General features: G+C 71.9%; 15 protein-coding genes and 4 pseudogenes. 4 read left to right on the top strand and 15 right to left on the bottom strand.

Annotated elements, in window-relative coordinates; all coding sequences use genetic code 11:
- Positions 1–7: 7 nt before the first annotated feature.
- Both recG and ACHMXE_RS13105 read right to left on the bottom strand, forming a co-directional pair.
- The gene (recG, locus tag ACHMXE_RS13110) at positions 8–2,056 is read right to left on the bottom strand and encodes an ATP-dependent DNA helicase RecG (protein ID WP_395349699.1); all 2,049 of its coding nucleotides are present in this window, start codon (positions 2,054–2,056) and stop codon (positions 8–10) included.
- Between the two features lie 136 nt (positions 2,057–2,192).
- Positions 2,193–4,352, bottom strand: a complete 2,160-nt coding sequence (locus ACHMXE_RS13105) for a TIGR01777 family oxidoreductase (RefSeq protein WP_395349698.1) — start codon at positions 4,350–4,352, stop codon at positions 2,193–2,195.
- Between the two features lie 141 nt (positions 4,353–4,493).
- Here ACHMXE_RS13105 and queA point away from each other — a divergent pair, with 141 nt between their 5' ends.
- From queA to ACHMXE_RS13090, 3 genes are read left to right on the top strand one after another with little or no spacing between them, the layout of a single operon-like run.
- Complete coding sequence (queA, locus tag ACHMXE_RS13100; RefSeq protein WP_395349697.1) at positions 4,494–5,606, top strand: tRNA preQ1(34) S-adenosylmethionine ribosyltransferase-isomerase QueA; 1,113 nt, start codon at positions 4,494–4,496, stop codon at positions 5,604–5,606.
- Positions 5,607–5,640: 34 nt separating this feature from the next.
- Entirely contained in the window at positions 5,641–6,813 is a 1,173-nt protein-coding gene (tgt, locus tag ACHMXE_RS13095; RefSeq protein ID WP_395349696.1) for a tRNA guanosine(34) transglycosylase Tgt, read from the top strand.
- Positions 6,814–6,872: 59 nt separating this feature from the next.
- Positions 6,873–7,649: an SDR family NAD(P)-dependent oxidoreductase gene (locus ACHMXE_RS13090; RefSeq protein ID WP_395349695.1), complete on the top strand. Its 777-nt coding sequence runs from the start codon at positions 6,873–6,875 to the stop codon at positions 7,647–7,649.
- 99 nt (positions 7,650–7,748) lie between these two features.
- Here ACHMXE_RS13090 and ACHMXE_RS13085 read toward each other — a convergent pair whose 3' ends face one another.
- The 7 genes and pseudogenes from ACHMXE_RS13085 to ACHMXE_RS13055 form a co-directional block, all read right to left on the bottom strand.
- On the bottom strand, positions 7,749–8,132 hold the full coding sequence (locus tag ACHMXE_RS13085; protein WP_395349694.1) for a DUF3597 domain-containing protein: 384 nt from the start codon (positions 8,130–8,132) through the stop codon (positions 7,749–7,751).
- Positions 8,133–8,230: 98 nt separating this feature from the next.
- Positions 8,231–9,321, bottom strand: a pseudogene (locus ACHMXE_RS13080) (serine endopeptidase).
- 37 nt (positions 9,322–9,358) lie between these two features.
- Positions 9,359–10,137: pseudogene (locus ACHMXE_RS13075) on the bottom strand (DUF2145 domain-containing protein).
- Between the two features lie 17 nt (positions 10,138–10,154).
- A pseudogene (locus ACHMXE_RS13070) lies at positions 10,155–10,635 on the bottom strand (hypothetical protein).
- A gap of 31 nt (positions 10,636–10,666) precedes the next feature.
- Positions 10,667–11,167 (bottom strand): YiaA/YiaB family inner membrane protein, encoded by a 501-nt coding sequence (locus ACHMXE_RS13065; protein ID WP_395349693.1) that lies wholly within the window; start codon positions 11,165–11,167, stop codon positions 10,667–10,669.
- A gap of 190 nt (positions 11,168–11,357) precedes the next feature.
- Positions 11,358–13,290: pseudogene (locus ACHMXE_RS13060) on the bottom strand (MFS transporter).
- Positions 13,291–13,360: 70 nt separating this feature from the next.
- Entirely contained in the window at positions 13,361–14,218 is an 858-nt protein-coding gene (locus tag ACHMXE_RS13055) for a hypothetical protein (protein WP_395349692.1), read from the bottom strand.
- Positions 14,219–14,375: 157 nt separating this feature from the next.
- Between ACHMXE_RS13055 and ACHMXE_RS13050 the strand changes: the two genes are divergently transcribed.
- Complete coding sequence (locus ACHMXE_RS13050; protein ID WP_057596203.1) at positions 14,376–15,110, top strand: helix-turn-helix transcriptional regulator; 735 nt, start codon at positions 14,376–14,378, stop codon at positions 15,108–15,110.
- Positions 15,111–15,204: 94 nt separating this feature from the next.
- On the opposite strand, the gene pyrF is transcribed toward ACHMXE_RS13050, so the two are convergent.
- From pyrF to ACHMXE_RS13020, 6 genes are read right to left on the bottom strand one after another with little or no spacing between them, the layout of a single operon-like run.
- Complete coding sequence (gene pyrF, locus ACHMXE_RS13045) at positions 15,205–16,029, bottom strand: orotidine-5'-phosphate decarboxylase (RefSeq protein WP_093351223.1); 825 nt, start codon at positions 16,027–16,029, stop codon at positions 15,205–15,207.
- 54 nt (positions 16,030–16,083) lie between these two features.
- Positions 16,084–16,917 (bottom strand): uracil-DNA glycosylase family protein, encoded by an 834-nt coding sequence (locus ACHMXE_RS13040; protein ID WP_395349691.1) that lies wholly within the window; start codon positions 16,915–16,917, stop codon positions 16,084–16,086.
- Positions 16,914–17,468 (bottom strand): ribosomal protein S18-alanine N-acetyltransferase, encoded by a 555-nt coding sequence (gene rimI, locus ACHMXE_RS13035; RefSeq protein WP_093351228.1) that lies wholly within the window; start codon positions 17,466–17,468, stop codon positions 16,914–16,916. Before rimI ends, ACHMXE_RS13040 begins: the two co-directional genes overlap by 4 nt.
- Positions 17,465–18,193, bottom strand: a complete 729-nt coding sequence (tsaB, locus tag ACHMXE_RS13030; protein WP_093351232.1) for a tRNA (adenosine(37)-N6)-threonylcarbamoyltransferase complex dimerization subunit type 1 TsaB — start codon at positions 18,191–18,193, stop codon at positions 17,465–17,467. Before tsaB ends, rimI begins: the two co-directional genes overlap by 4 nt.
- Positions 18,186–19,202 (bottom strand): DMT family transporter, encoded by a 1,017-nt coding sequence (locus ACHMXE_RS13025; RefSeq protein WP_395349690.1) that lies wholly within the window; start codon positions 19,200–19,202, stop codon positions 18,186–18,188. The genes tsaB and ACHMXE_RS13025 overlap by 8 nt, the downstream gene beginning before the upstream one ends.
- A gap of 26 nt (positions 19,203–19,228) precedes the next feature.
- A complete protein-coding gene (locus tag ACHMXE_RS13020) occupies positions 19,229–20,038 on the bottom strand; it encodes a DeoR/GlpR family DNA-binding transcription regulator (protein WP_395349689.1) in 810 nt (269 codons plus the stop codon).
- Positions 20,039–20,063: the final 25 nt, after the last annotated feature.

The raw sequence follows: 20,063 nt of genomic DNA, 5'->3' as shown, positions 1-20,063 counted from the left end.
GCCCCCCTCAAGCCTTCAGATACTCGGCCTTGGTGCCGAGCCAGCGGTCGATGTGCCGCCGCGCCAGCTCGGGATGCTGCTCGAGCATGCGCGGCGCGAGTTCGCGCGCCCAGTCGAGCAGCAAGGTGTCGGTCGTGAGGTCGGCGAAGCGCAGCAGCGGCGCGCCCGACTGGCGCGCGCCGAGGAACTCGCCGGGCCCGCGGATCTCGAGGTCGCGGCGCGCGATCTCGAAGCCGTCGCCGGTCTCTGCCATCGCGCGCAGCCGCGCGCGCGCGGCCTCGCCGACGCGGCCGCTGTCGCCGGGCGCATAGAGCAGCACGCAGGCCGAGGCCGCCGCGCCGCGGCCCACGCGGCCGCGCAGCTGGTGCAGCTGCGACAGGCCGAAACGCTCGGCATGCTCGATCACCATCAGCGAGGCATTGGGCACGTCCACGCCGACCTCGATCACCGTGGTGCTCACCAGCACGTGCATCTCATTGGCGGTGAAGGCCGCCATCACCGCCTGCTTCTCGGCCGTGGGCATGCGCGAATGCAGCAGCCCGACGTGGACCTGCGGCCCGAGCAGGTCGGCCAGCTCGTCGCGCGTGGCGGTGGCGTTGCGCAGGTCGACCGCCTCGCTCTCCTCGATCAGCGGGCAGACCCAGTAGACCTGCCGGCCCTGCTCGATCTGCGACTGGATGCGCGCGATCACCTCGTCGCGCCGGTGCTCGGCCACCAGCCGGGTGACGATGGGCGTGCGGCCCGGCGGCAGCTCGTCGAGCGTGGAGACGTCGAGGTCGGCGTAGTAGCTCATCGCGAGCGTGCGCGGGATCGGCGTGGCGCTCATCATCAGCAGGTGCGGCTCGAGTTCGTCGCGCGCCTTGCCGCGCAGCGCCAGCCGCTGCGCCACGCCGAAGCGGTGCTGCTCGTCGATGATCGCCAGCGCGAGGTTGTGGAAGCGCACCTTCTCGGAGATGACGGCATGGGTGCCGATCACCAGCGCGGCCTCGCCGCTCTCGACCGCCGCGCCCATGGCGTCGCGCTCCTTCTTCTTCTGGCTGCCGGTGAGCCAGGCCACGCGCAGGCCGCGCTCGGCCAGCAGCGGATCGAGCCAGCCGACCAGCTTGCCGAAATGCTGGGCCGCGAGGATCTCGGTCGGCGCCATCAGCGCGCACTGGAAGCCCGCGTCGATGCAGCGCGCCGCCGCGAGCGCGGCCACCACCGTCTTGCCCGAGCCCACGTCGCCCTGCAGCAGCCGGTGCATCGGCAGCTCGCGCCCGAGGTCGCGCGCGATCTCCTCGCCCACGCGCGCCTGCGCGCCGGTCAGGCCGAAGGGCAGCACGGCCAGCAGCGCGTCGTGCAGCGAGCCCTTGCCGCCGACGGGCGCGGCCGCCATGTCGAGCATCGGCGCGCGCTGCGCCGCGCGTTCCATGCGCGCCTGCATCTGCGACAGCTGCTGCGCCAGCAGCTCCTCGGCCTTGATGCGCTGCCAGGCCGGGTGGCTGTGGTCCTCGAGCGTGGCCATCGCCACGTCGGGCGTCGGGTAGTGCAGGAAGCTCAGCGCGGCGCGCAGGTCCCAGGCGCCGCGCAGGCCGATCTGCACCGGTATGGTCTCGTCGAGCACCGCGCGCGCGAGGCCCGAGCGCACCTCGCGCCGCAGCACCGGCTGCGCGAGGCCGGCCACGGTCGGGTAGACCGGCGTGAGCGCCTCGGGCAGCGCGGTGCCCGCGGCCTTGACCATGGGATGCATCATCTGCCGCCCGACGAAGCCGCCGCGCAGCTCGCCGCGCACGCGCACCCGCGCGCCCACCGCGAGCTGCTTCTGCTGCGAGGGATAGAAGTTGAAGAAGCGCAGCTGGCAGGTCTCGCCGCCGTCGTCGATGGTGACGATGAGCTGGCGCCGCGGCCGGTAGGCCACCTCGGCCTCGGTCACCACGCCTTCGATCTGCGCGGTGTCGCCGTCGCGCGTGTCGGCCAGCCGCACCACGCGGGTCTCGTCCTCGTAGCGCATCGGCAGGTAGAGCGCGAAGTCGATGTCGCGCACCAGGCCGAGCTTGCGCAGCGCGCGCTGCACCACGCTGAGGCCGCTGCCCGGTGGCCCGGCCGGGGCCGCGGGAGCGGCGGGAGCAGCGGACGCAGGCGTGGCGGCGCCCGGTGCGCTCGGCGCGGCGGCGGGTGGGGAGGCTTTCTTCTGGCGGGCACGGACAGGTCTTCTAGCGTGGACGGCAAAGGTCCGTCAAGGCGCCGCGCGCATCGGGGAACATGAACGCGAAGCCTTCGCGCTGCAGCCGCGCGGGCACCACGCGCTGGCCTTCGAGCAGCAGGTCGGCCTGCTCGCCGAGCAGCAGCTTCACGGGCGCCGCGGGCGTGGGCATCCAGCAGGGGCGGTGCAGCACGCTGGCCGCGACGCGCGTGAAGTCGTGCTGGCTCAGCGCCTGCGGCGCGGTCACGTTGAAGGCCTGCGCGGCCGGCGTGCCAGCTTCGCGTTCGATCCGGCTCCAGGCATGCGCGAGCGCGCGCACCAGGTCGTGCACATGCACCCACGACAGCCACTGCCGCCCGCTGCCCAGCCGCCCGCCGACACCGAGCCGCACCGGCAGCAGCAGCTGCGGCAGCGAGCCCTGGTGGCCCAGCACGAAGCCGAAGCGCATGCAGGCCACCTGCACGCCCAGCGCGACCGCGGCCTGCGCCGCCTGTTCCCAGCGCTGGCACAGGCGCGACATGAAGATGTCCTGTGGCGGCGCGTCCTCGTCGAGCGCGGTGGCATCGCCCTGCGGCTGCACGCCGTAGTAGCCGATGGCCGAGCCCGACAGCAGCAGCCAGGGCTTGCGCGGGCGCGCGGCCATCCATTCGACCAGCTGCCGCGTCAGGCCCTCGCGGCTGGCCAGCAACTGGCGCTGGCGCCGCTCGCTCCAGCGCGCGCCGAGGATGCGCGCGCCCGCGAGGTTGACGACCACCTCGATCTCCTCGGCCGCCGGCAGCTCGGCCAGCGACTGCACGCAGCGCACCGCGCCGCCGAAGTTCCAGGCCGCCGCGCGCGCGTCGCGCGTCCACACCGTGACCGCATGGCCGTCGGCCAGCAGGTGACGCACGAGGATCTGGCCGATGAAGCCGGTGCCGCCCGTGACCAGCACGCGCCGCGGCCGCGCGCCGAAGCGCACCGGCGCCTCGGTCTCGCGCACCCGTGCCTGGCGCCGGCGCCGCAGCAGCGCGCGCGCCGCGAAGGCATCGCGCAGCCCCGACACGCCCACCCCCACGCCGCACAGCGCGAGGAAGGCGCCGAGCCAGCCCTGCGGCTGCCACGCGAGCGCGGTCGGCTCGGCGGCCCAGCCGACCGCCGCCAGCGCCAGCAGCGCGATGAAGGCGCCCGCGTTGATCGCCAGCACCGTGTGCGTGACGCGCTCGGTGGCCGGCAGCAGGCGGCTGCGGTCCTCGACCACGAAGTCCCACAGCGTGAGCACGATCTCGACGCCGAACACCGCGAGCAGCACCCAGGCCCAGGCGCCATGCCAGGCCCAGGACGAGAGGCCGATGAACAGCAGGCAGTAGATCGACGAGCGCGTGGCGTGGATCGCGAGCTCGCGCCCGGCCGAGGCGCGCCGCGGCAGCGCCTCGGTGCCCTCGTGGTGGTAGAGCGTGTCGAAGGCGCCGAGCGCGCCCTGGGCCGCCATCAGCTGCAGCGCCAGCAGGTGCGTGTCGATCATGCGGGGGGCGGACACTTCCTCGAACACGCCGACCTGGGTGAAGGTGGTGCCCATCAGCGGGTGGCGGATCTCGATGCGGATGTTGAAGCGCTCGGGCGTCTCGTTGTGATGCCAGAGGAAGGTCTTGCCGGGCGTGAGCAGGCCCGGCAGCGGGAGGCGCCAGCCGAACAGCTGCCAGAAGTAGCCGTCGCTGCGGAAATGCAGGCTGCCGTTCTCCACGCTGAGCACCAGCTTCATGCCCAGCCCCATGCCGACGTACTCGAGCACCTCGCCGCGTTCGCTCTCGCGCATGAAGCTGGTGAACTGGATCGGCCGGCGCCCGTGCAGCCGGTAGATGCGCTGCTTGTAGATCGCGGGGTCGCCGGGCTTGGCGTAGACCTGGATCTCGACCGGGAAGTCGGCGTCGCTGTAGGGGATCAGCGCGCCCTGGATCAGCGGCTGCGTGAGATGGCCCAGCAGCCGGCCGAAGCGCGAGCAGCGCAGCTCGCTGAGCGTGCCCCGGTAATGCAGCGCCTTGCCGGGCGAGGGGTTCTTGTCGAAGCGGCGGCGGATGTCGGCATGCAGGCCCTGCCAGGCGGCGCCGAGGATCTTCTTGAAGAGCTCGCCCTCGGAGGGTCCGGGCGCGGACCCGGCCTCCGGCGTGACGCGCGCTGCATGTGTATCGACCATGCGGCGATTCTGCCTCGCCGGCTCTGGCCCGACCCCGCGGCGGCGGACGATTTTCGCGCCATGGGACAATCGCCGCCTCGCTCTCCGAACGGCCCCTCGCGGCCCCCCTCTTGGAACGGGCCCGTCCGGCCCTCAAGCATCATGCGCGCCTTCACGCTCTCCGATTTCGATTTCGCCCTGCCGCCCGAGCTGGTGGCGCAACACCCGGCCACCGAACGCACCGCCTCCCGCCTGCTCGACGGCACCGGCCCCGCACCGTCCGACCGCATCTTCCGCGACCTGCCCTCGCTGCTGCGCGAGGGCGACCTGCTGGTCTTCAACGACACCCGCGTCGTCAAGGCGCGCCTGTTCGGCGAGAAGCCGACCGGCGGCAAGCTCGAGCTGCTGGTCGAGCGCGTGCTGCAGGGGCAGGAGGTGGTGGCCCACATGAAGGTCAGCAAGAAGCCGCCCGTGGGCACCACGCTGCAAATGGTCGGCGGCTTCCGCGCCACCTTGCTCGGCCGCTGGCCCGAGGAGGACGGCGCACTGTTCCGCTTCGCCTTCGAGAGCGACACGGGCGAGAACCCCTACCTGCTGATGGAGCGCTGCGGCCACGTGCCGCTGCCGCCCTACATCACGCACGACGACTCGGCCGAGGACGAGCGCCGCTACCAGACCGTGTTCGCGCGCGTGCCCGGCGCCGTGGCCGCGCCCACCGCCGCCCTGCACTTCGACGAGGGCCTGCTGGCCGCGCTCGAGGCACGCGGCGTGCAACGCGCCAACGTCACGCTGCACGTGGGCGCCGGCACCTTCCAGCCCGTGAAGACCGAGAACATCGCCGAGCACACCATGCACGCCGAGCGCTACGAGGTGCCCGAGGCCACGCAGCGCGCCATCGCCGAATGCAAGGCGCGCGGCGGCCGCATCGTGGCCGTGGGCACGACCACCGTGCGCACGCTCGAGTCGTGGGCCAGGAGCGGCGAGGCCGCGGGCGACACCCGCATCTTCATCACGCCGGGCTTCGCCTTCGCGCACATCGACCTGCTGGTCACCAACTTCCATCTGCCCAAGAGCACGCTGATGATGCTGGTCTCGGCCCTCGCGGGCTACGAGCGCGTGATGGCGCTGTATGCGCACGCCATCGCGCAGCGCTACCGCTTCTTCAGCTATGGCGATGCGATGCTGTTGGAGCGCGAGACGCCAACACTTGCAGAACTGCAGGCCGAATTGCGAGGAATCCCGACCACCATCGTCGACGACAAAGAGCGCTTCTGACGTCGCACGGCTCAGCCCAATTCCTGGAACACCGATGCTCTCCTTCGAACTCCTCAAGACCGACCCCGACAGCCACGCGCGCCGCGCCACGCTCACGCTCAACCACGGCGTGGTGCAGACGCCGATCTTCATGCCCGTGGGCACCTACGGCACCGTCAAGGGCGTGATGCCGCGCAGCCTCGAGGAGATGGGCGCGCAGATCATCCTGGGCAACACCTTCCACCTGTGGATGCGCCCGGGCCTGGACGTGATGCAGAGCTTCGGCGGACTGCATCCCTTCGAGAAGTGGAACAAGCCGATCCTCACCGACTCGGGCGGCTTCCAGGTCTGGTCGCTGGGCGCGATGCGCAAGATCAGCGAGGAGGGCGTGAAGTTCGCGTCGCCGGTCAACGGCGACAAGCTGTTCCTCACGCCCGAGGTCTCGATGCAGATCCAGACCATCCTCAACAGCGACATCGTGATGCAGTTCGACGAGTGCACGCCCTACGACACCAAGGGCCACATCACGACCGAGGCCGAGGCGCGCACCTCGATGGAGCTGAGCCTGCGCTGGGCCAAGCGCTGCCAGGCCGAGTTCGAGCGGTTGCAGAACCCGAACGCGCTGTTCGGCATCGTGCAGGGCGGCATGTTCGAGAACCTGCGCGAGGAATCGCTGGCGGCGCTGGTCGAGCTGGACTTCCCGGGCTACGCCATCGGCGGCGTGAGCGTGGGCGAGCCCAAGGAGGAGATGCTGCACATCATGGGCCACACGCCGCACCGGCTGCCCGCGAACAAGCCGCGCTACCTGATGGGCGTGGGCACGCCCGAGGACCTGGTGCAGGGCGTGGCCGACGGCGTCGACATGTTCGACTGCGTGATGCCCACGCGCAATGCGCGCAACGGCACGCTGTTCACGCGCTTCGGCGACCTCAAGATGCGCAACGCGCGCCACAAGAGCGATCCGCAGCCCATCGATCCGAGCTGCACCTGCCATGCCTGCGCCGGCAGCTCGGGCGTGAGCTGGAACGACGGCGGGCGCGAGGGCTTCAGCCGCGCCTACCTGCATCACCTCGACCGCTGCGGCGAGATGCTCGGGCCGATGCTCACGACCATCCACAACCTGCACTACTACCTGAACCTGATGCGCGAGATCCGCGAGGCGCTCGACGCGGGCACGTTCACGGCATTCCGCGCGCGCTTCAAGTCGGAGCGCGCGCGCGGGGTCTGAGACGCGACGGGCGTTCCGCGCTAACCTCGCGGGCTTCCAGGCTGTCGTCTTCCACGCCCATGAGCACCGCACCCTCGCCCTACACCGCGCGCTATCCCTCGCTCGCCGAGCGCACCGTCTTCATCTCGGGCGGCGCGAGCGGCATCGGCGAGTCGCTGGTGCGGGCCTTCCATGCGCAGGGCGCGAAGGTCGGCTTCTGCGACCTCGACGCCGCCGCGGGCCAGGCGCTCGCGGGCCGGTTGCAGGGCGACCATCCCGCGCTGTTCCTGCCCTGCGACGTGACCGACACGGCCGCGCTGGGCGCCACCATCGATGCGGTGCGCTCGCGCTTCGGGCCGGTGGGCGTGCTGCTCAACAACGCGGCCAACGACCGCCGCCACGAGATGGCCGACGTCACCGACGAGGACTTCGACCGGCTGGTGGCCGTGAACCTCAAGCACCAGTTCTTCGCCGCGCAGGCGGTGGCGCCCGACATGCGCGCGCTGGGCGGCGGCTCGATCGTCAACTTCGGCTCGGTCAGCTGGATGATGAAGGGCCGCGGCTATCCGGTCTACCAGGCCTGCAAGGCGGCCGTGCGCGGCCTCACGCGCTCGCTGGCGCGCGACCTGGGCAAGCAGAACATCCGCGTCAACACGATCGTGCCGGGCTGGGTGATGACCGAGCGGCAGCTGCGGCTGTGGGTCAAGCCCGAGTCGGGCGCGGAGATCGACACGGCCCAGTGCCTGCCGGGCCGCGTGATGGGCGAGGACATCGCGGCGATGGCGCTGTTCCTGGCGGCCGACGATTCGCGCATGTGCACGGCGCAGGACTACGTGGTGGACGCGGGCTGGACCTGAGCGCCAGCACGCCCCCGAAAAAGCAAAGCCCGGCAGTTCGACTGCCGGGCTTTTTTGCTGGACGCGGGCCGCGCGGATCAGTTGCGCATCAATCGCGCATCAGTCGCGCAGTTCGGCCGGCACCTTGCCGCCATTGGCCGCCAGCTTGGTCATGACCTGGCGGTGCAGCCAGATGTTCATCTTGGCGCTGTCGCTGGTGTCGGCGCCGTAGCTCAGCTCGGCCGCGAGCTGCTTGCGCGCGTCGAGGCTGCTGTCCAGGCCCAGCAGCTTCATCAGGTCGACGATGGAGGTGCGCCAGTTGAGCTGCTTCGCGCCCGGCATGCCGTCGAGCAGGGCCTCGACGTCGACCACCGTGATGGCCGGCGGCGGCGCCGCGGCGGCCGGTGCGCCCGCGGGCGCCGGCGCGGCGGGTGCCGCGGCCGGCGGTTGCGCGGCCTGCGCGGACGGGAAGATCTTGGAAAGGATGCTGCCGAAGATGCTCATTGCGCGTACTCCTTCGAGGTGAGGCATGGAACGGACCGGGCTGCGGCCGCGAACGCGGCGCAGCGGGGGGTTGTAGCACGAGCGCGTGACCGCCCTCCTCAGGTGGCGGGTTGCGGCGGGGTCCGGGGCGTGAAGGACTTCGCATCCGGCTCCGACGCCGCGGCCGAGGCACCGCAGGCATGGCAGAAGCGCGAGAAGGCACTCTTGCGCGTCTCGCAGACCTCGCAGTGGTCGTGCAGGCCGATGCCGCAGTGCGGCAGAAGTCGATCGCGGTGTTCTTCAGGTCCACCGGCCGTTCGCAGCCGGGGCACACGCCCTTGTCGAGCCGCGCCAGCGCGGTGTCGTAGCTCAGCTCCTCGCGCCGCACCTGGTCGGGCTGCTGCTCGGCCAGCTTCTGGCGCGCGAGATAGTTGTTGAGCGCGACGATCGCGTAGCGCCCCACCAGCACCGTGATCACGATGCCCACCGCGTAGCGCACGTAGCCGCCGTAGCTCGGCAGGTAGGGCACCAGCTCGACGAAGAAGGCGAACAGCGCGAACAGGATGAAGCCCCAGACGAAGGGCCACCAGGTGCTCTTGCGCTTCTTCACGAACAGCCAGCCCGCGACCACCAGCAGCGGCAGCGTGAGCGCGAGCCGGTAGGCGAACACGCGCAGCTCGATGCGGCGGTACTCGGCGTCGAGCTTGAGCTGCGCGTCGCGCTCCAGCTCGGCCAGCGCGGTGCGCGCGCGCTGCTCGGCCTGGCGCGCGTCGAGCATGCGCTGCTGCTGCGCATTGACCTGGCGCTGCACCGCCTCCTCCTTCTGCTTGATGGCATCGAGCGCTTTGGTGCGCGCGATCAGCTCGGGATCCTGGTCGGGCTGCGCGGTGGCGCGGCGCGTGGCGATCCAGTTGCCGAAGGTCTCGCGCGCATTGGCGCCGGCCTGCTGCGCCGCCTGCAGCTGCAGCCGGATCTGGTCGAGGTCGCGCGAGGCCTGCAGCTCGGCCGCCTCCGAGGCCTTGACGGTGGCGCGCAGCGGATCGGCCGCGCGATGGTCGATGAAGTCCTCGATGGTGCGCACGCGCTCGACCTGCGGCAGGTCGCCCACGATGGTGCTGCCCAGCCCGATCAAAAAGCCCGCGAACACCAGCGCCACCAGCCAGAGGCCGCGGCGGAACCATTTCTCGGAGAGGCGCAGGGATTTGCTCATGTCGTCGTTCCTTCCATTCTTCTCGCGCGGGCCGCGCTCACAGCTTGAACGCCACCGGCGCCGCGCCCAGGCCCGCGCGCTGCAGCCATTCGAACACCGAATCGACGGTCACGGTCTCGATGCGGTCCGAGAAGCGCTTGTCGTTGGGGTGATCGTCGAAGGCGATGTTGGCCGAGCCGACACGCCCGCCCAGGCGGGTCAGCGGGCCGAGCTTCAAGGTGGTGGGCTGCGTAGCCCTTGAACTGCAGCCAGGCCTGCGCCTGCGAGCGGTTGGCGATGGTGGCGGGTTCCATCGCGGCGGCCAGCGTCTCGAGCGCCCACTGGTTCGACTGCTGCGTACTTGCGGCCCCAGGCATAGCTGACGACGCTGTAAGGCGCGGCATGCAGCCGCACCAGCCGCGGCGTCGGCTCCTGCAGCGCGGCCAGCAGCTGCGCCTGCACCTGCGGCGTGGGCACGACCCACGCGGCCTCGTAGCGCCAGAGGTCGTCGAGGAAGAACTCGCCGAGCCCCTGCCGATAGACCGCCGCCACCGCGGTGCCGCACTGGTTGAGCTTGTGCACCACGCGCCACGGACCGGCCTCGGTCTTGTAGGCCAGGCCGAGGTGCGAGTAGCGCAGGCCGTACTTGCTGAGGTCCTGGCCGGCGCGCGCCAGCACGACGACGCGCGCGCCGCTGGCATCGAGCTGCTGCGAGGTGCGCTCGGCCAACTCCATGCCCTTGGCGATCAGCGCGGCGCCGGGCTTGACCTGCTCGCACGAGCGGCCGGCCTGCGCCTGCAGCGGCAGGGCCGCCGCGGTCAGCAGGGCCAGCGCCATGACGACGGCGGCGCGTTTCACGACAGCCTCTCGTTGGCCAGCAGCGCACGGCCGATGGCGTTGGGCACGAAGGCCAGCACCTCGCCCGCGGCCGAGAGCACGACGCCGGTGCCGATCACGCTGACGACGATGGCGGTGCCGACCGCGGTCGAGGCGCCCTGCGCCACGCGGCCCGCCACCTTGACGCTGGCGCGCGCGCGCGTCGGCGGCGCGTTCGAGCACGTAGACCGTACCGTCGGCCGAGGCCTCGACGGCGACCACGGTCAGGATCGCGCCGCCGACCGAGAGCGCGGCCGGCACTTCGCTGGCCTTGGCGGCCGAGGCGCCGGCGGCACCGACCGCGGAGGCGCCGACCAGCACCGAGGCCACGGGCAGCATCGACAGCGCGATGGAGGCATCGCTCTGGGCGCGGGCCACGGGCGCCGCGAGCGCGGCGAAGGCGGTGCAGGCGGCCACGAGGACGGTGGCCAGGGACTTGCGGGCGAAAGCGGTGTTCATGAGCGGACTCCTTGCGTGGGGGTTCGGGCGGTCACTCGGCGGCGGCCGGGGTCTGGGCGGCTTCGACGCGGGCGGCGTGGCGGCCTTGCAGGCGGGCTTCGGCGAGGTCGGCCTCGTGGCGGTCGCGCAGGGTCTTGGCCAGCGTGAAGGCCGAGCTGATCAGGAACAGCCAGCTCACGCCGAGGAAGGCCTTGTAGGTGTCGTTGACCTCCATGCGCAGCAGGCCCCAGCCGGTCAGCAGCATCGCGACGAAGAAGCTGCCCCAGACGACCAGCTTCCACATCGGCAGGTCGCGGCCGGCGGCATGCTGGTTGTCGCGCACGAACTTCGACAGCACGAAGGCGGTGCTCAGGCAGAACACATAGCCCATCACCATGAAGGCCCGGTCCAGTGCCTCGCCCGGCAGCCAGCTCAGGCCGGTCGCGCAGAGGAAGACGGCGATCCCGAAGGACGCCCAGACCTGGAACTGCCAGGCCCGCGTGTCGCGCTGGACCGGGGCGTTGGTGATGGTGTTGGCTAAATGAGTTTGCATGAGTGCCTCGCGGCGTAGTGAAGGTGGGCGGATGATGGTCCGCCCGCGCCGCGGGACTCGAATGATTCGACCGGTTCAGCGTTTCGGCTCCGGCGGTATCTCCAACGGATACTTTTCGGGGGATCCCGCCCCCAAAGAAAAAGCCGCCCGAAGGCGGCCTGGTCCGTGCGTGCAGCCCAGCCTCAGGGATTCAGCAGCCCGCCACGCGCTGCTGCAGCAGCTCGGGCCGCACCTCGGCCGGCGCCACCGCGGCGCCGACGTTGAGGCCCACGCGGCTGAAGAAGCCGCGGCGGAAGGGCTTGACCATCGCCACCGGTTCGCCGCCGCGCAGCTCGATGCGGCTGAAGAACGAGCCCCAGAGGTTGGTCAGCGCCATCGGGATCACGGGCGGCTCCAGGCCCTCGGCGCGCGCGCTGTCCACGATCTTCATCACACCGCCCTTGAAGGGCTGCAGCGCGCCGTCGCGCGTGATCGCGCCCTCGGGGAAGATCGCCAGCAGGTCGCCTTCGCGCAGCACGCCGAGCGCCTTGGCGAAGGCCGCCTCGTAGGCCGCCGGGTCCTCCTTCTGCGGCGCGATCGGGGATCGCCTTGGCGAGCTTGAACAGCCAGCCGAGCACCGGCACCTTGAAGATGCGGTGGTCCATGATGAAACGGATCGGCCGCGGGCTCGCGGCCATCAGCAGCACCGCGTCGATGAAGCTCACGTGGTTGCACACCAGCACGGCCGGGCCCTCGACGGGGATGTGCTCGTCGCCCCGGATGTCGAAGCGGTAGACGAAGCGCGACAGCACCCAGGCCACGAAGCGCAGCAGGTACTCGGGCACCAGCATGAAGATGTAGAAGGCCACCACCGCGTTGGCGATGCCGGTGAACAGGAAGATCTGCGGGATGGTGAAGCCCGCGCCCAGCAACGCGCCCGCGATGACCGAGCTGCCGATCATGAAGAGGGCGTTGAGGATGTTGTTGGCCGCGATGATGCGCGCGCGGTGCGTGGGCTGGCTGCGCAGCTGGATCAGCGCGTACATCGGCACGCTGTAGAGGCCCGCGAACAGCGACAGCAGCGCCAGGTCGGCCATCACGCGCCAGTGGGCGGCCTGGCGCAGGAAGGCGCCGAGCCCCATCTCGGGCACCGCGGGCAGGCCGCGCGCGGCGAAGTACAGGTCGATCGCGAACACGCTCATGCCGATGGCACCCAGCGGCACCAGCCCGATCTCGACCTGGCGCCGGCTCAGCGTCTCGCACAGCAGCGAGCCGACGCCGATGCCGATCGAGAACACCACCAGCAGCAGCGAGGCGACCTGCTCGTTGCCGTGCAGCACCTCCTTGGCGAAGCTCGGGAACTGGCTCAGGAACACGGCGCCGAAGAACCACATCCACGAGATGCCCAGCAGCGAGCGGAACACCACGATGTTCTCGTGCGCGAGCTGGAGGTTGCGCCAGGTCTCGCTGACCGGGTTCCAGTTGACGACCAGGCCCGGGTCGGTGGCCGGCGCCGGCGGGATCGCCTGGGCCACGGCGCGTCCGATCAGGGCCACCGCCACGCAGGCGATCGCCACGCTCAGGTGGCCGATCTGCGGCACCGCCACCAGCAGGCCGCCGGCCACCTGGCCCAGCAGGATCGCGACGAAGGTGCCCATCTCGACCATGCCGTTGCCGCCCGTGAGCTCGCGCGCGTCGAGCACCTGCGGCAGGTAGGCGAACTTGACCGGGCCGAACAGGGTGGAGTGCAGGCCCATGAGGAACACGCAGCCCAGCAGGATCACCGCGTCGGCGCGCACGAAGCCCCAGGCCGCGATCAGCATGATCGCGATCTCGAGGTTCTTGACGAAGCGGATCATCTTCGTCTTGTCGAACTTGTCGGTGAGCTGGCCCGCGGTGGCCGAGAACAGCAGGAACGGCAGGATGAACAGCGCCCCGATCGCCAGCCCCGCCATCGAGGGCTGCATCCAGCTGAGCTGCAGCTGGTAGGTCACCATCACGGTGAAGGCGAACTTGAACAGGTTGTCGTTCGCCGCGCCCGCGAACTGGGTCCAGAAGAAGGGCGCGAAACGCCGCTGGCCGAGCAGCGCGAACTGGTTGGCATGGGCATTCGCCTCGGACGGGGCAGCAGCGGGCGTGGTCATTCGGAAGCTTCTCCTCTTGGCGGCTCCGCGCGGCCTGCGCGGGGAAGGCTCGCGGGGCCGGGGGCTGTCGTCAGGCCGTCAGGGCGGCCGCGCCGGGATTGTGCCGCAGGGCCACGGCGCGCCAGCCGCTGTCGAGCCGCTTGAGCGCGGCCAGCACCGGCAGCGCGGCCAGGGCGGCGCACAGGTGCTTGAGCGTGTGGCCCGAGATCACGCCGTGCGTGGCCTCGTAGATCGGCTGGTCGGCGAGCTCGAAGGCCTTGGCCAGCACGTAGGCCGCGATCACCCAGCCCAGGCGCAGGCCGACGGCGCCGGGCATCGGCCGCGACAGCGCCAGCGTGAGCACCAGCGCCATGCCGCCGAACTGCACCAGCGCCCAGGGCAGCACGTTGCCGGTCTCCTGCGCGATCTCGGCCGACAGCAGGCCGGTGGTGAGCACGAACCAGGCGGCCGGCCAGCCGGCGCGCTGGCTCACGCGCTCGCAGACCGCCACCCCGATCAGGCCGGCGAAGGCGACCGCCATGCCGGCGCGGTCGGCCGCCAGCCGCGGCGCGTCGGGCGCCAGGTGATAGAAGGCCGAGCCGGCGGCGGTGGCGATCAGGCCGGCGAAGAACAGCCACGCGCAGTCGAGCGTGTTGTCGGGCGGATCGCTGGCCGGCGGCGCGAGCGGGAAGCCGGCCAGCGCCTCGTGGTGCGCACGGTCGATGCGGTTGAGCCAGTACAGGCCCCAGCAGCCCATGAAGACGAAGGGCAGGTTGCTCAGCACGTCCATGGCGTTGGGCAGGCCGTGCCAGGAACGGGTGTCGGCGAACACCAGGGCGATCGCGACCTCGGCGGCCGGCAGCGCGGGGCCGACGATGCCGATCAGCAGCAGCAGGCCCAGGAAGAAGGCCAGGCCACGTTCGCGACGTGTCAGGGAGTGGAGGAGCATGTCTGTTCTCGAAGTTGGGTGATGGCGGGATGGCCGATCGGTTGGCGGGCGGAATTTAGTTGCCAGCCTCTCCCCAGGCATCGAGAATCGATACGAGGCACTATTTCACACCCATCGGTATCTCCAACCGATACCCAACCGGAACCCCGCCACCTTCATGAGCACCACCGTCGACCTCGTCCAGGCCCTCAAGAACGAACTCAAGAGCGCCCGCATGACCTACGCCGACCTGGCGCGTTCGCTCGACATGGCCGAGTCCAGCGTCAAGCGGATGCTGGCCAAGAGCGACATGCCGCTGTCGCGCGTGGACGCCATCTGCCGCGCGCTGAAGATCGATTTCGCCGAGCTGGCGCGGCGCGTGGCCGACGCCCAGCCGCTGCTCAAGGAGCTGACGCACGAGCAGGAGAAGGCCGTGGTCAAGGACAAGAAGCTGCTGCTGGTGGCGATCAGCGTGCTGAGCCAGTGGACGCTGGAGCAGATCGTGACGGCCTACCGGATCAGCGAGGCCGAGTGCATCGGCTTCCTGGCCCAGCTCGACCGGATCGGGATCATCGAGCTGCGGCCGCTGAACCGGTATCGCCTGAAGCTCGCCAAGACCTTCCGCTGGCGCCCGCACGGGCCGGTGATGGAGTTCTTCCGCGAGAACGTGGTGCTCGACTACTACCGCGGCGGCTTCGACGGCCCGGCCGAGGGCCTGCTGCTGGTGCACGGCTCGATCAGCCGTTCGCTGGCGCCGGCCTTCCTCGAGCGGCTGCAGCGCGTGGCGCAGGACTTCGCGCAGCAGCACCAGACCGACCAGAAGCTGTCGCCCAAGGACCGCGAGGGCTACACGCTGCTCTTGGGGATGCGCAACTGGGAGTTCGAGCTGTTCACGCGGCTGCGGCGGGCCTGAGAACGAGCGGAAGGACGCTCCCGCACCGTTCAGGCTGAGCCTGTCGAAGCCCTGCGCGGCGCTTCGACAGGCTCAGCCTGAACGGCTGGGGGTCTCAGGCCTTGGCGGCTTCGAGCGTGTCGCGCGTGGTCCGCGCCGCGGCGCGCGCGGCCTCGGCGAAATCGTCGCCCGACGAGGCATAGATGATCGCGCGCGAGGAGTTCACGACGATCGGCGCGTCGGCGCGCCAGCCGGCGCGCACCGTGGCGACCGCGTCGCCGCCCTGGGCCCCGACGCCCGGGATCAGCAGCGGCACCGTCGGCGCCAGCGCGCGCACGCGCTCGATCTCGGCCGGGTAGGTGGCGCCGACCACGAGGCCGAGCTGGCCGTTGAGGTTCCACGGGCCCTGCGCCAGCCGCGCCACGTGCTCGTAGAGGAAGGGCTGGCCTTCGACGCTCGCGAGCCGCTGGCCCTGCAGGTCGGAACCGCCGGGGTTGCTGGTGCGGCACAGCAGGAACGCACCCTTGCCGTGGTGGCGCAGGTAGGGCTCGACCGAGTCGAAGCCCATGAAGGGCGAGAGCGTGACCGCGTCGGCGCCATAGCGTTCGAAGGCCTCGATGGCGTACTGCTCGGCGGTGGAGCCGATGTCGCCGCGCTTGGCGTCGAGGATGGTCGGCACCTGCGGCGCGTTGCGGCGCATGTGCTCCATGAGCTGCTCGAGCTGGTCCTCGGCGCGGTGGGCCGCGAAGTAGGCGATCTGCGGTTTGAAGGCGATGGCGAGGTCGGCCGTGGCGTCGACGATGCGGGCGCAGAAGTCGTAGATGCGGCGCGCGTCGCCCTTGAACTGCCCCGGGAACTTCGCCGGCTCCGGATCGAGCCCCACGCAGAGCAACGAACCGTTTGTTTGCTGCGCGGCGGCAAGCTTGTCGAGGAAAGTCATGGGGCGATTTTAAAGGGGGCCCCCGGCCCGGCCCCGCCCAGGCTCAGCCCAGGTTCAGCCCGCCTCGGGCTGCTGCGCGGCCGCCAGGCACAGGTCGGCCCAGGCCCGGCCCTTGTCGACCGGGTTGCGCAGCAGGTAGGCCGGGTGGTAGGTGGCGACCACCGGCACGCCCGCCAGCTGCGCCGCCTCGCCGACCCGGCCGCGCAGCTTGCCCAGCGGCTCGCCGCTTTGCATCAAGCCCTGCGCGGCCAGCGGACCCATGGCCAGCACCAGCCGGGGCGCGAGCGCCGCGGCGTGTTCGGCGAAGGCCTCGTCGAGCGGGCGCGGGCCGCCGGGCTGGCCCGAGGCCACGCCGCGGTGCAGGCGCATCAGGTGCACCGGCACGCCGCCCTCGTGCAGCTTGAGCGCGCGCGGCATGTTGTCGAGCAGCCGGCCGGCATCGCCCGCGAAGGGCTCGCCGTGGCGGCCGTCGGCCTCGGGCGGCATGTCGGCCAGCACCAGCCAGCCGCCCTGGGGCGCGACGCCCTCGGCGGCATCGGCATAGAGGCGGCGCGGCGCCTCGACCAGCACGGCCGCGCCGTGGCCGGCGGGAACCGGCGCCGGGCGCGGCGGCGGCGCGGCCACGGGCGCGCGCGCGGCGGCCGGGGCGCGCTGCGCGACCGGTTCGGGTTCGGGGGCGGGATCGTAACGGGTGTCGTGGCGGGCGTCCGGCGGCGGCATGTCGATCGGTTCGGCCTCGTCCTCCGCCACCGGCGCGGGCGCCACGGCGACCGGGGCTTCGACGGCCTCGACCGCCTCGGGCACCGGCCACCAGACCTTCACGCCCATCTCGTCGAGCATCGCGCGCTGGCGCGCATCGAGCCGCAGGGTCTGCACGGCGGCGTTCATCGCAAGGCTCCCCAGGCACTGCCTGTTTCGTTGAGGCGCATGCTCATGACGATCGCGTCCTCGCGGCCGCCCTCGGCGCCCGGGTAGTAGCCCTTGCGCACGCCGACCGTGCGGTAGCCCTGGCGCAGGTAGATGTCGAGCGCGCGCCGGTTGCTCTGGCGCACCTCGAGCCACAGCCACTGGGCGCCCTGGGCGCGCGACCAGCCGGTCAGCGCCTCGAGCATCAGCGGCGCCCAGCCCTGGCGCTGGAACGCCGGCGCCACGGTGATGTTGAGCAGGTGCACCTCGTCGACGCCCTTCATGGCCACGAAGTAGCCGATCAGCATCTCGCCGAGGCTGGTGACCGGAGAGAAGCGCGCCGCCTCGATGCCGGTGCCGGCGACCGGCGCCAGCAGGCACTGGCAGTGGTAGCCGACGGCGATCGAATCGGTGAAGTTGGCGCGCGTCCAGGGATGGCTGTAGGCCGTCTGCTCGACGGCGCAGACGGCGTCGAGGCGCTCGATGGTGAGCGGCTCGAGGCGGGCTTCCACGGGTTGCGGGAGGGCGCTCATGCGGTCGCGGGCGGTGTGTTGTGGTGGGCGGCGGCCGCCTTGATGGCGGCACGTTCCTCGGTGGTTTGCGCCACTTTATCGCGAACGTAGAGCGGCCAGGCCTGCGCCGCGGGCACGGTGCGGCCTGCCGCCAACAGCGCGGGGGCCAGGCGCAGCAGGGCGGCGGCCGTGGGCAGCACGGCGTGGCGCGCGGCCGCGGCCGGCAGGCGCTCGCCGTAGGCGGCGAAGGCATTGCCGGCCAGCGCCCAGCCGGCGGGCACCGCGAGCGATTCGGGCGCCATCAGCAGCGGACCCTCGGCGCCGGCGGCGGGCTCGCCGAGCGGGCCATGGGCCTCGAAGTCGTAGCGCGCGGCGTAGATCTCCTCCATGCGCGCATCGAGCAGCGCCACCGTGCGCTGCGCGCCGAAGGCATGGCGCGCCTCCTCGGCCACGGCCAGCAGGGTGTCGACCGGCAGCAGCGGCACGCCCGAGCCGAGCGCCAGGCCCTGCGCCACCGCGCAGGCGGTGCGCAACCCGGTGAACGAGCCCGGGCCGCGGCCGAAGGCGATGGCATCGAGCTGCGCCAGCGCGAGGCCGGCCTCGGCCAGCAGTTGCTGGATCAGCGGGATCAGCGTGGCCGAGGACTGGGCGCCGCCCGCGCCCTCGTGGGTCCACACGCGCTCGCCGCGGCGCACCGCGATCGACAGCTGCTCGGTGCTGGTGTCGAAGGCCAACACATCAGGCATCGCGACGCCCTCCCGCCACCGCGGCCACGGCCGGCACCAGGCCGGCGGCGCGCGCGGGCGCCGGCTTCTGCACGCCGAACAGGATGCCGGCGGTCACCAGCAGCAGGCCGGCGATCAGGTTCCAGTAGAGCGGCTCGTCGAGCCACAGCACCGCGCCCAGCGCCGACAGGCCGGGCACCAGCGCCGTGATCATGGTGGTGCGCACCGGGCCGAAGTGCTGGACCATCTTCGTGAAGGTGATGCCCGACACCACGACCGAGCCGATGCCCTGGAACAGCATCTGGAACGCCAGCTCGCCCCAGGGCGCGCTGCCGATGCGGCTGGCGACCCAGCCGGCGGCCACCAGCAGGCTGTAGACCGGCACGTAGCTCAGCAGCGCGAACACGGTGATGGCGATGGTGGTGCGCACGGCGTCGAGGCCGTGGCGGCGCACCACGATGCTGTAGCAGGCCCAGCAGAAGGCCGCGCCCATGAACAGGAGGTCGCCCTTCCAGACCTCGCCGCCCTCGAAGGCATGCAGCAGGCTGCGCCCGCCCACCAGCAGGTCGCCCGCGACGATCAGCGCCAGCCCGAGCGCGCGCGCCGGCGTGATGCGGTCGCGCAGCACCAGCGCGGCCAGCAGCGTGGTCCACAGCGGCAGGCTGCCGGGCAGCAGCACCGAGGCGTGGCTGGCCGGCGCGAAGAAGAAGCCGCAGTAGGCGCACACGGCATAGGCGACGCCGCCGGACACGCCGGCCATGGCCGTGACGCGCAGCGACAGCGGCGACAGGCCGAAGAAGGAGGCGGCCGCCTGCGCGCCGCCGGCGCGGGCGCGCAGCACCAGCCAGGCACCCCAGGGCACCAGCACCAGGCTGGCGCCGCAGATGCGCGCGAAGGCGATGTCGAACGGGGACAGCGAGCGGCCGGCCGAGGCGCGCGCGATGACGATGAAGGCAGTCCACACCAGCACGGTGATCGCGGCCGCGCCGATGCCGACGGCGCGGGGGGACAGGCGGGCAGGGGAAGGCATCGGGGGCGCGGCGGGCATCCCCCGGATTATCGAGGGGCCTCGCGGCCCCCGCCCGGCGGGGGCGAATCGCGGTCCGCGGCATCGCCGCGCACGATCGCCACCCCGGCCCGGCGCAGCGGCGCCAGCGCCTTCTCGGCCGCCTCGGGCGACACCAGCAGCCGCGCGGCCGCGCGCACCGGGTTCACGACCCAGGCCGAGGCCGCGCCCAGCTTCTCGGACGAGGCCAGCACCACGGTCTCGGCGGCCGCGGCCATCAACGCGCGCTTGATCTCGGCCTCCTCGCTGTCGCCGGTGGTCAGGCCGGCCTCGGCATGCACGCCGGTGACGCCCATGAAGTAGAGGTCGGCATGCACGCGCGAGATGGCGTCCATGGCGGCCGCGCCCACCGCCACCATCGAATGCCGGAACAGCCGCCCGCCGATCAAGAGCAGCTCGAGCCGCTCGTGGCCGGCCAGTTCGGCCGCCACCAGCGGGCTGTGGGTGACGACCGTGGCGCGCAGGTCCAGCGGCAGGTGGCGCGCGAGCTGCACGGCGGTGGTGCCGCCGTCGACGAACACCACCTGGCCCGGGCGCACCATGCGCGCGGCGGCGCGGGCGATCGCCACCTTCTCCCCGGGCGCGATGCGCTGGCGGCCCGCGAGGTCGGCCTCGGCCGGCGCCAGCGGCAGCGCGCCGCCGTGCACCCGCTGCAGCCGGCCCTCGGCCGCGAGCTCGCGCAGGTCGCGCCGGATCGTGTCTTCCGACAGGCCCAGCGCCTCGCTGAGCGGCTTGGCGACCACCTGGCCGTCGCGCGCCAGGACCGAGAGGATGTGTTGCTTGCGCTGGCGGGTGAGCATGGGCCGATGGTAGCGGCGGCTTCAC

The sequence above is a fragment of the Variovorax sp. UC122_21 genome (assembly GCF_044056785.1).
Classification (GTDB): domain Bacteria; phylum Pseudomonadota; class Gammaproteobacteria; order Burkholderiales; family Burkholderiaceae_C; genus Variovorax.
The sequence above is the reverse complement of the archived record's forward strand: the minus strand, read 5'-3'. Positions and strand labels throughout refer to the sequence as shown.

Bases quoted from the DNA above. Each gene is read 5' to 3' on its own strand.
- ACHMXE_RS13105 (WP_395349698.1), bottom strand. From the start codon at position 4,352: ATGGTCGATACACATGCAGCGCGCGTCACGCCGGAGGCCGGGTCCGCG.
- ACHMXE_RS13065 (WP_395349693.1), bottom strand. From the start codon at position 11,167: ATGCAAACTCATTTAGCCAACACCATCACCAACGCCCCGGTCCAGCGC.
- ACHMXE_RS13050 (WP_057596203.1), top strand. From the start codon at position 14,376: ATGAGCACCACCGTCGACCTCGTCCAGGCCCTCAAGAACGAACTCAAG.
- rimI (WP_093351228.1), bottom strand. From the start codon at position 17,468: ATGAGCGCCCTCCCGCAACCCGTGGAAGCCCGCCTCGAGCCGCTCACC.
- ACHMXE_RS13055 (WP_395349692.1), bottom strand. From the start codon at position 14,218: ATGCTCCTCCACTCCCTGACACGTCGCGAACGTGGCCTGGCCTTCTTC.
- tgt (WP_395349696.1), top strand. From the start codon at position 5,641: ATGCTCTCCTTCGAACTCCTCAAGACCGACCCCGACAGCCACGCGCGC.
- pyrF (WP_093351223.1), bottom strand. From the start codon at position 16,029: ATGACTTTCCTCGACAAGCTTGCCGCCGCGCAGCAAACAAACGGTTCG.
- ACHMXE_RS13025 (WP_395349690.1), bottom strand. From the start codon at position 19,202: ATGCCTTCCCCTGCCCGCCTGTCCCCCCGCGCCGTCGGCATCGGCGCG.
- tsaB (WP_093351232.1), bottom strand. From the start codon at position 18,193: ATGCCTGATGTGTTGGCCTTCGACACCAGCACCGAGCAGCTGTCGATC.
- ACHMXE_RS13085 (WP_395349694.1), bottom strand. From the start codon at position 8,132: ATGAGCATCTTCGGCAGCATCCTTTCCAAGATCTTCCCGTCCGCGCAG.
- ACHMXE_RS13020 (WP_395349689.1), bottom strand. From the start codon at position 20,038: ATGCTCACCCGCCAGCGCAAGCAACACATCCTCTCGGTCCTGGCGCGC.
- ACHMXE_RS13040 (WP_395349691.1), bottom strand. From the start codon at position 16,917: ATGAACGCCGCCGTGCAGACCCTGCGGCTCGATGCGCGCCAGCGCGCG.
- queA (WP_395349697.1), top strand. From the start codon at position 4,494: ATGCGCGCCTTCACGCTCTCCGATTTCGATTTCGCCCTGCCGCCCGAG.
- ACHMXE_RS13090 (WP_395349695.1), top strand. From the start codon at position 6,873: ATGAGCACCGCACCCTCGCCCTACACCGCGCGCTATCCCTCGCTCGCC.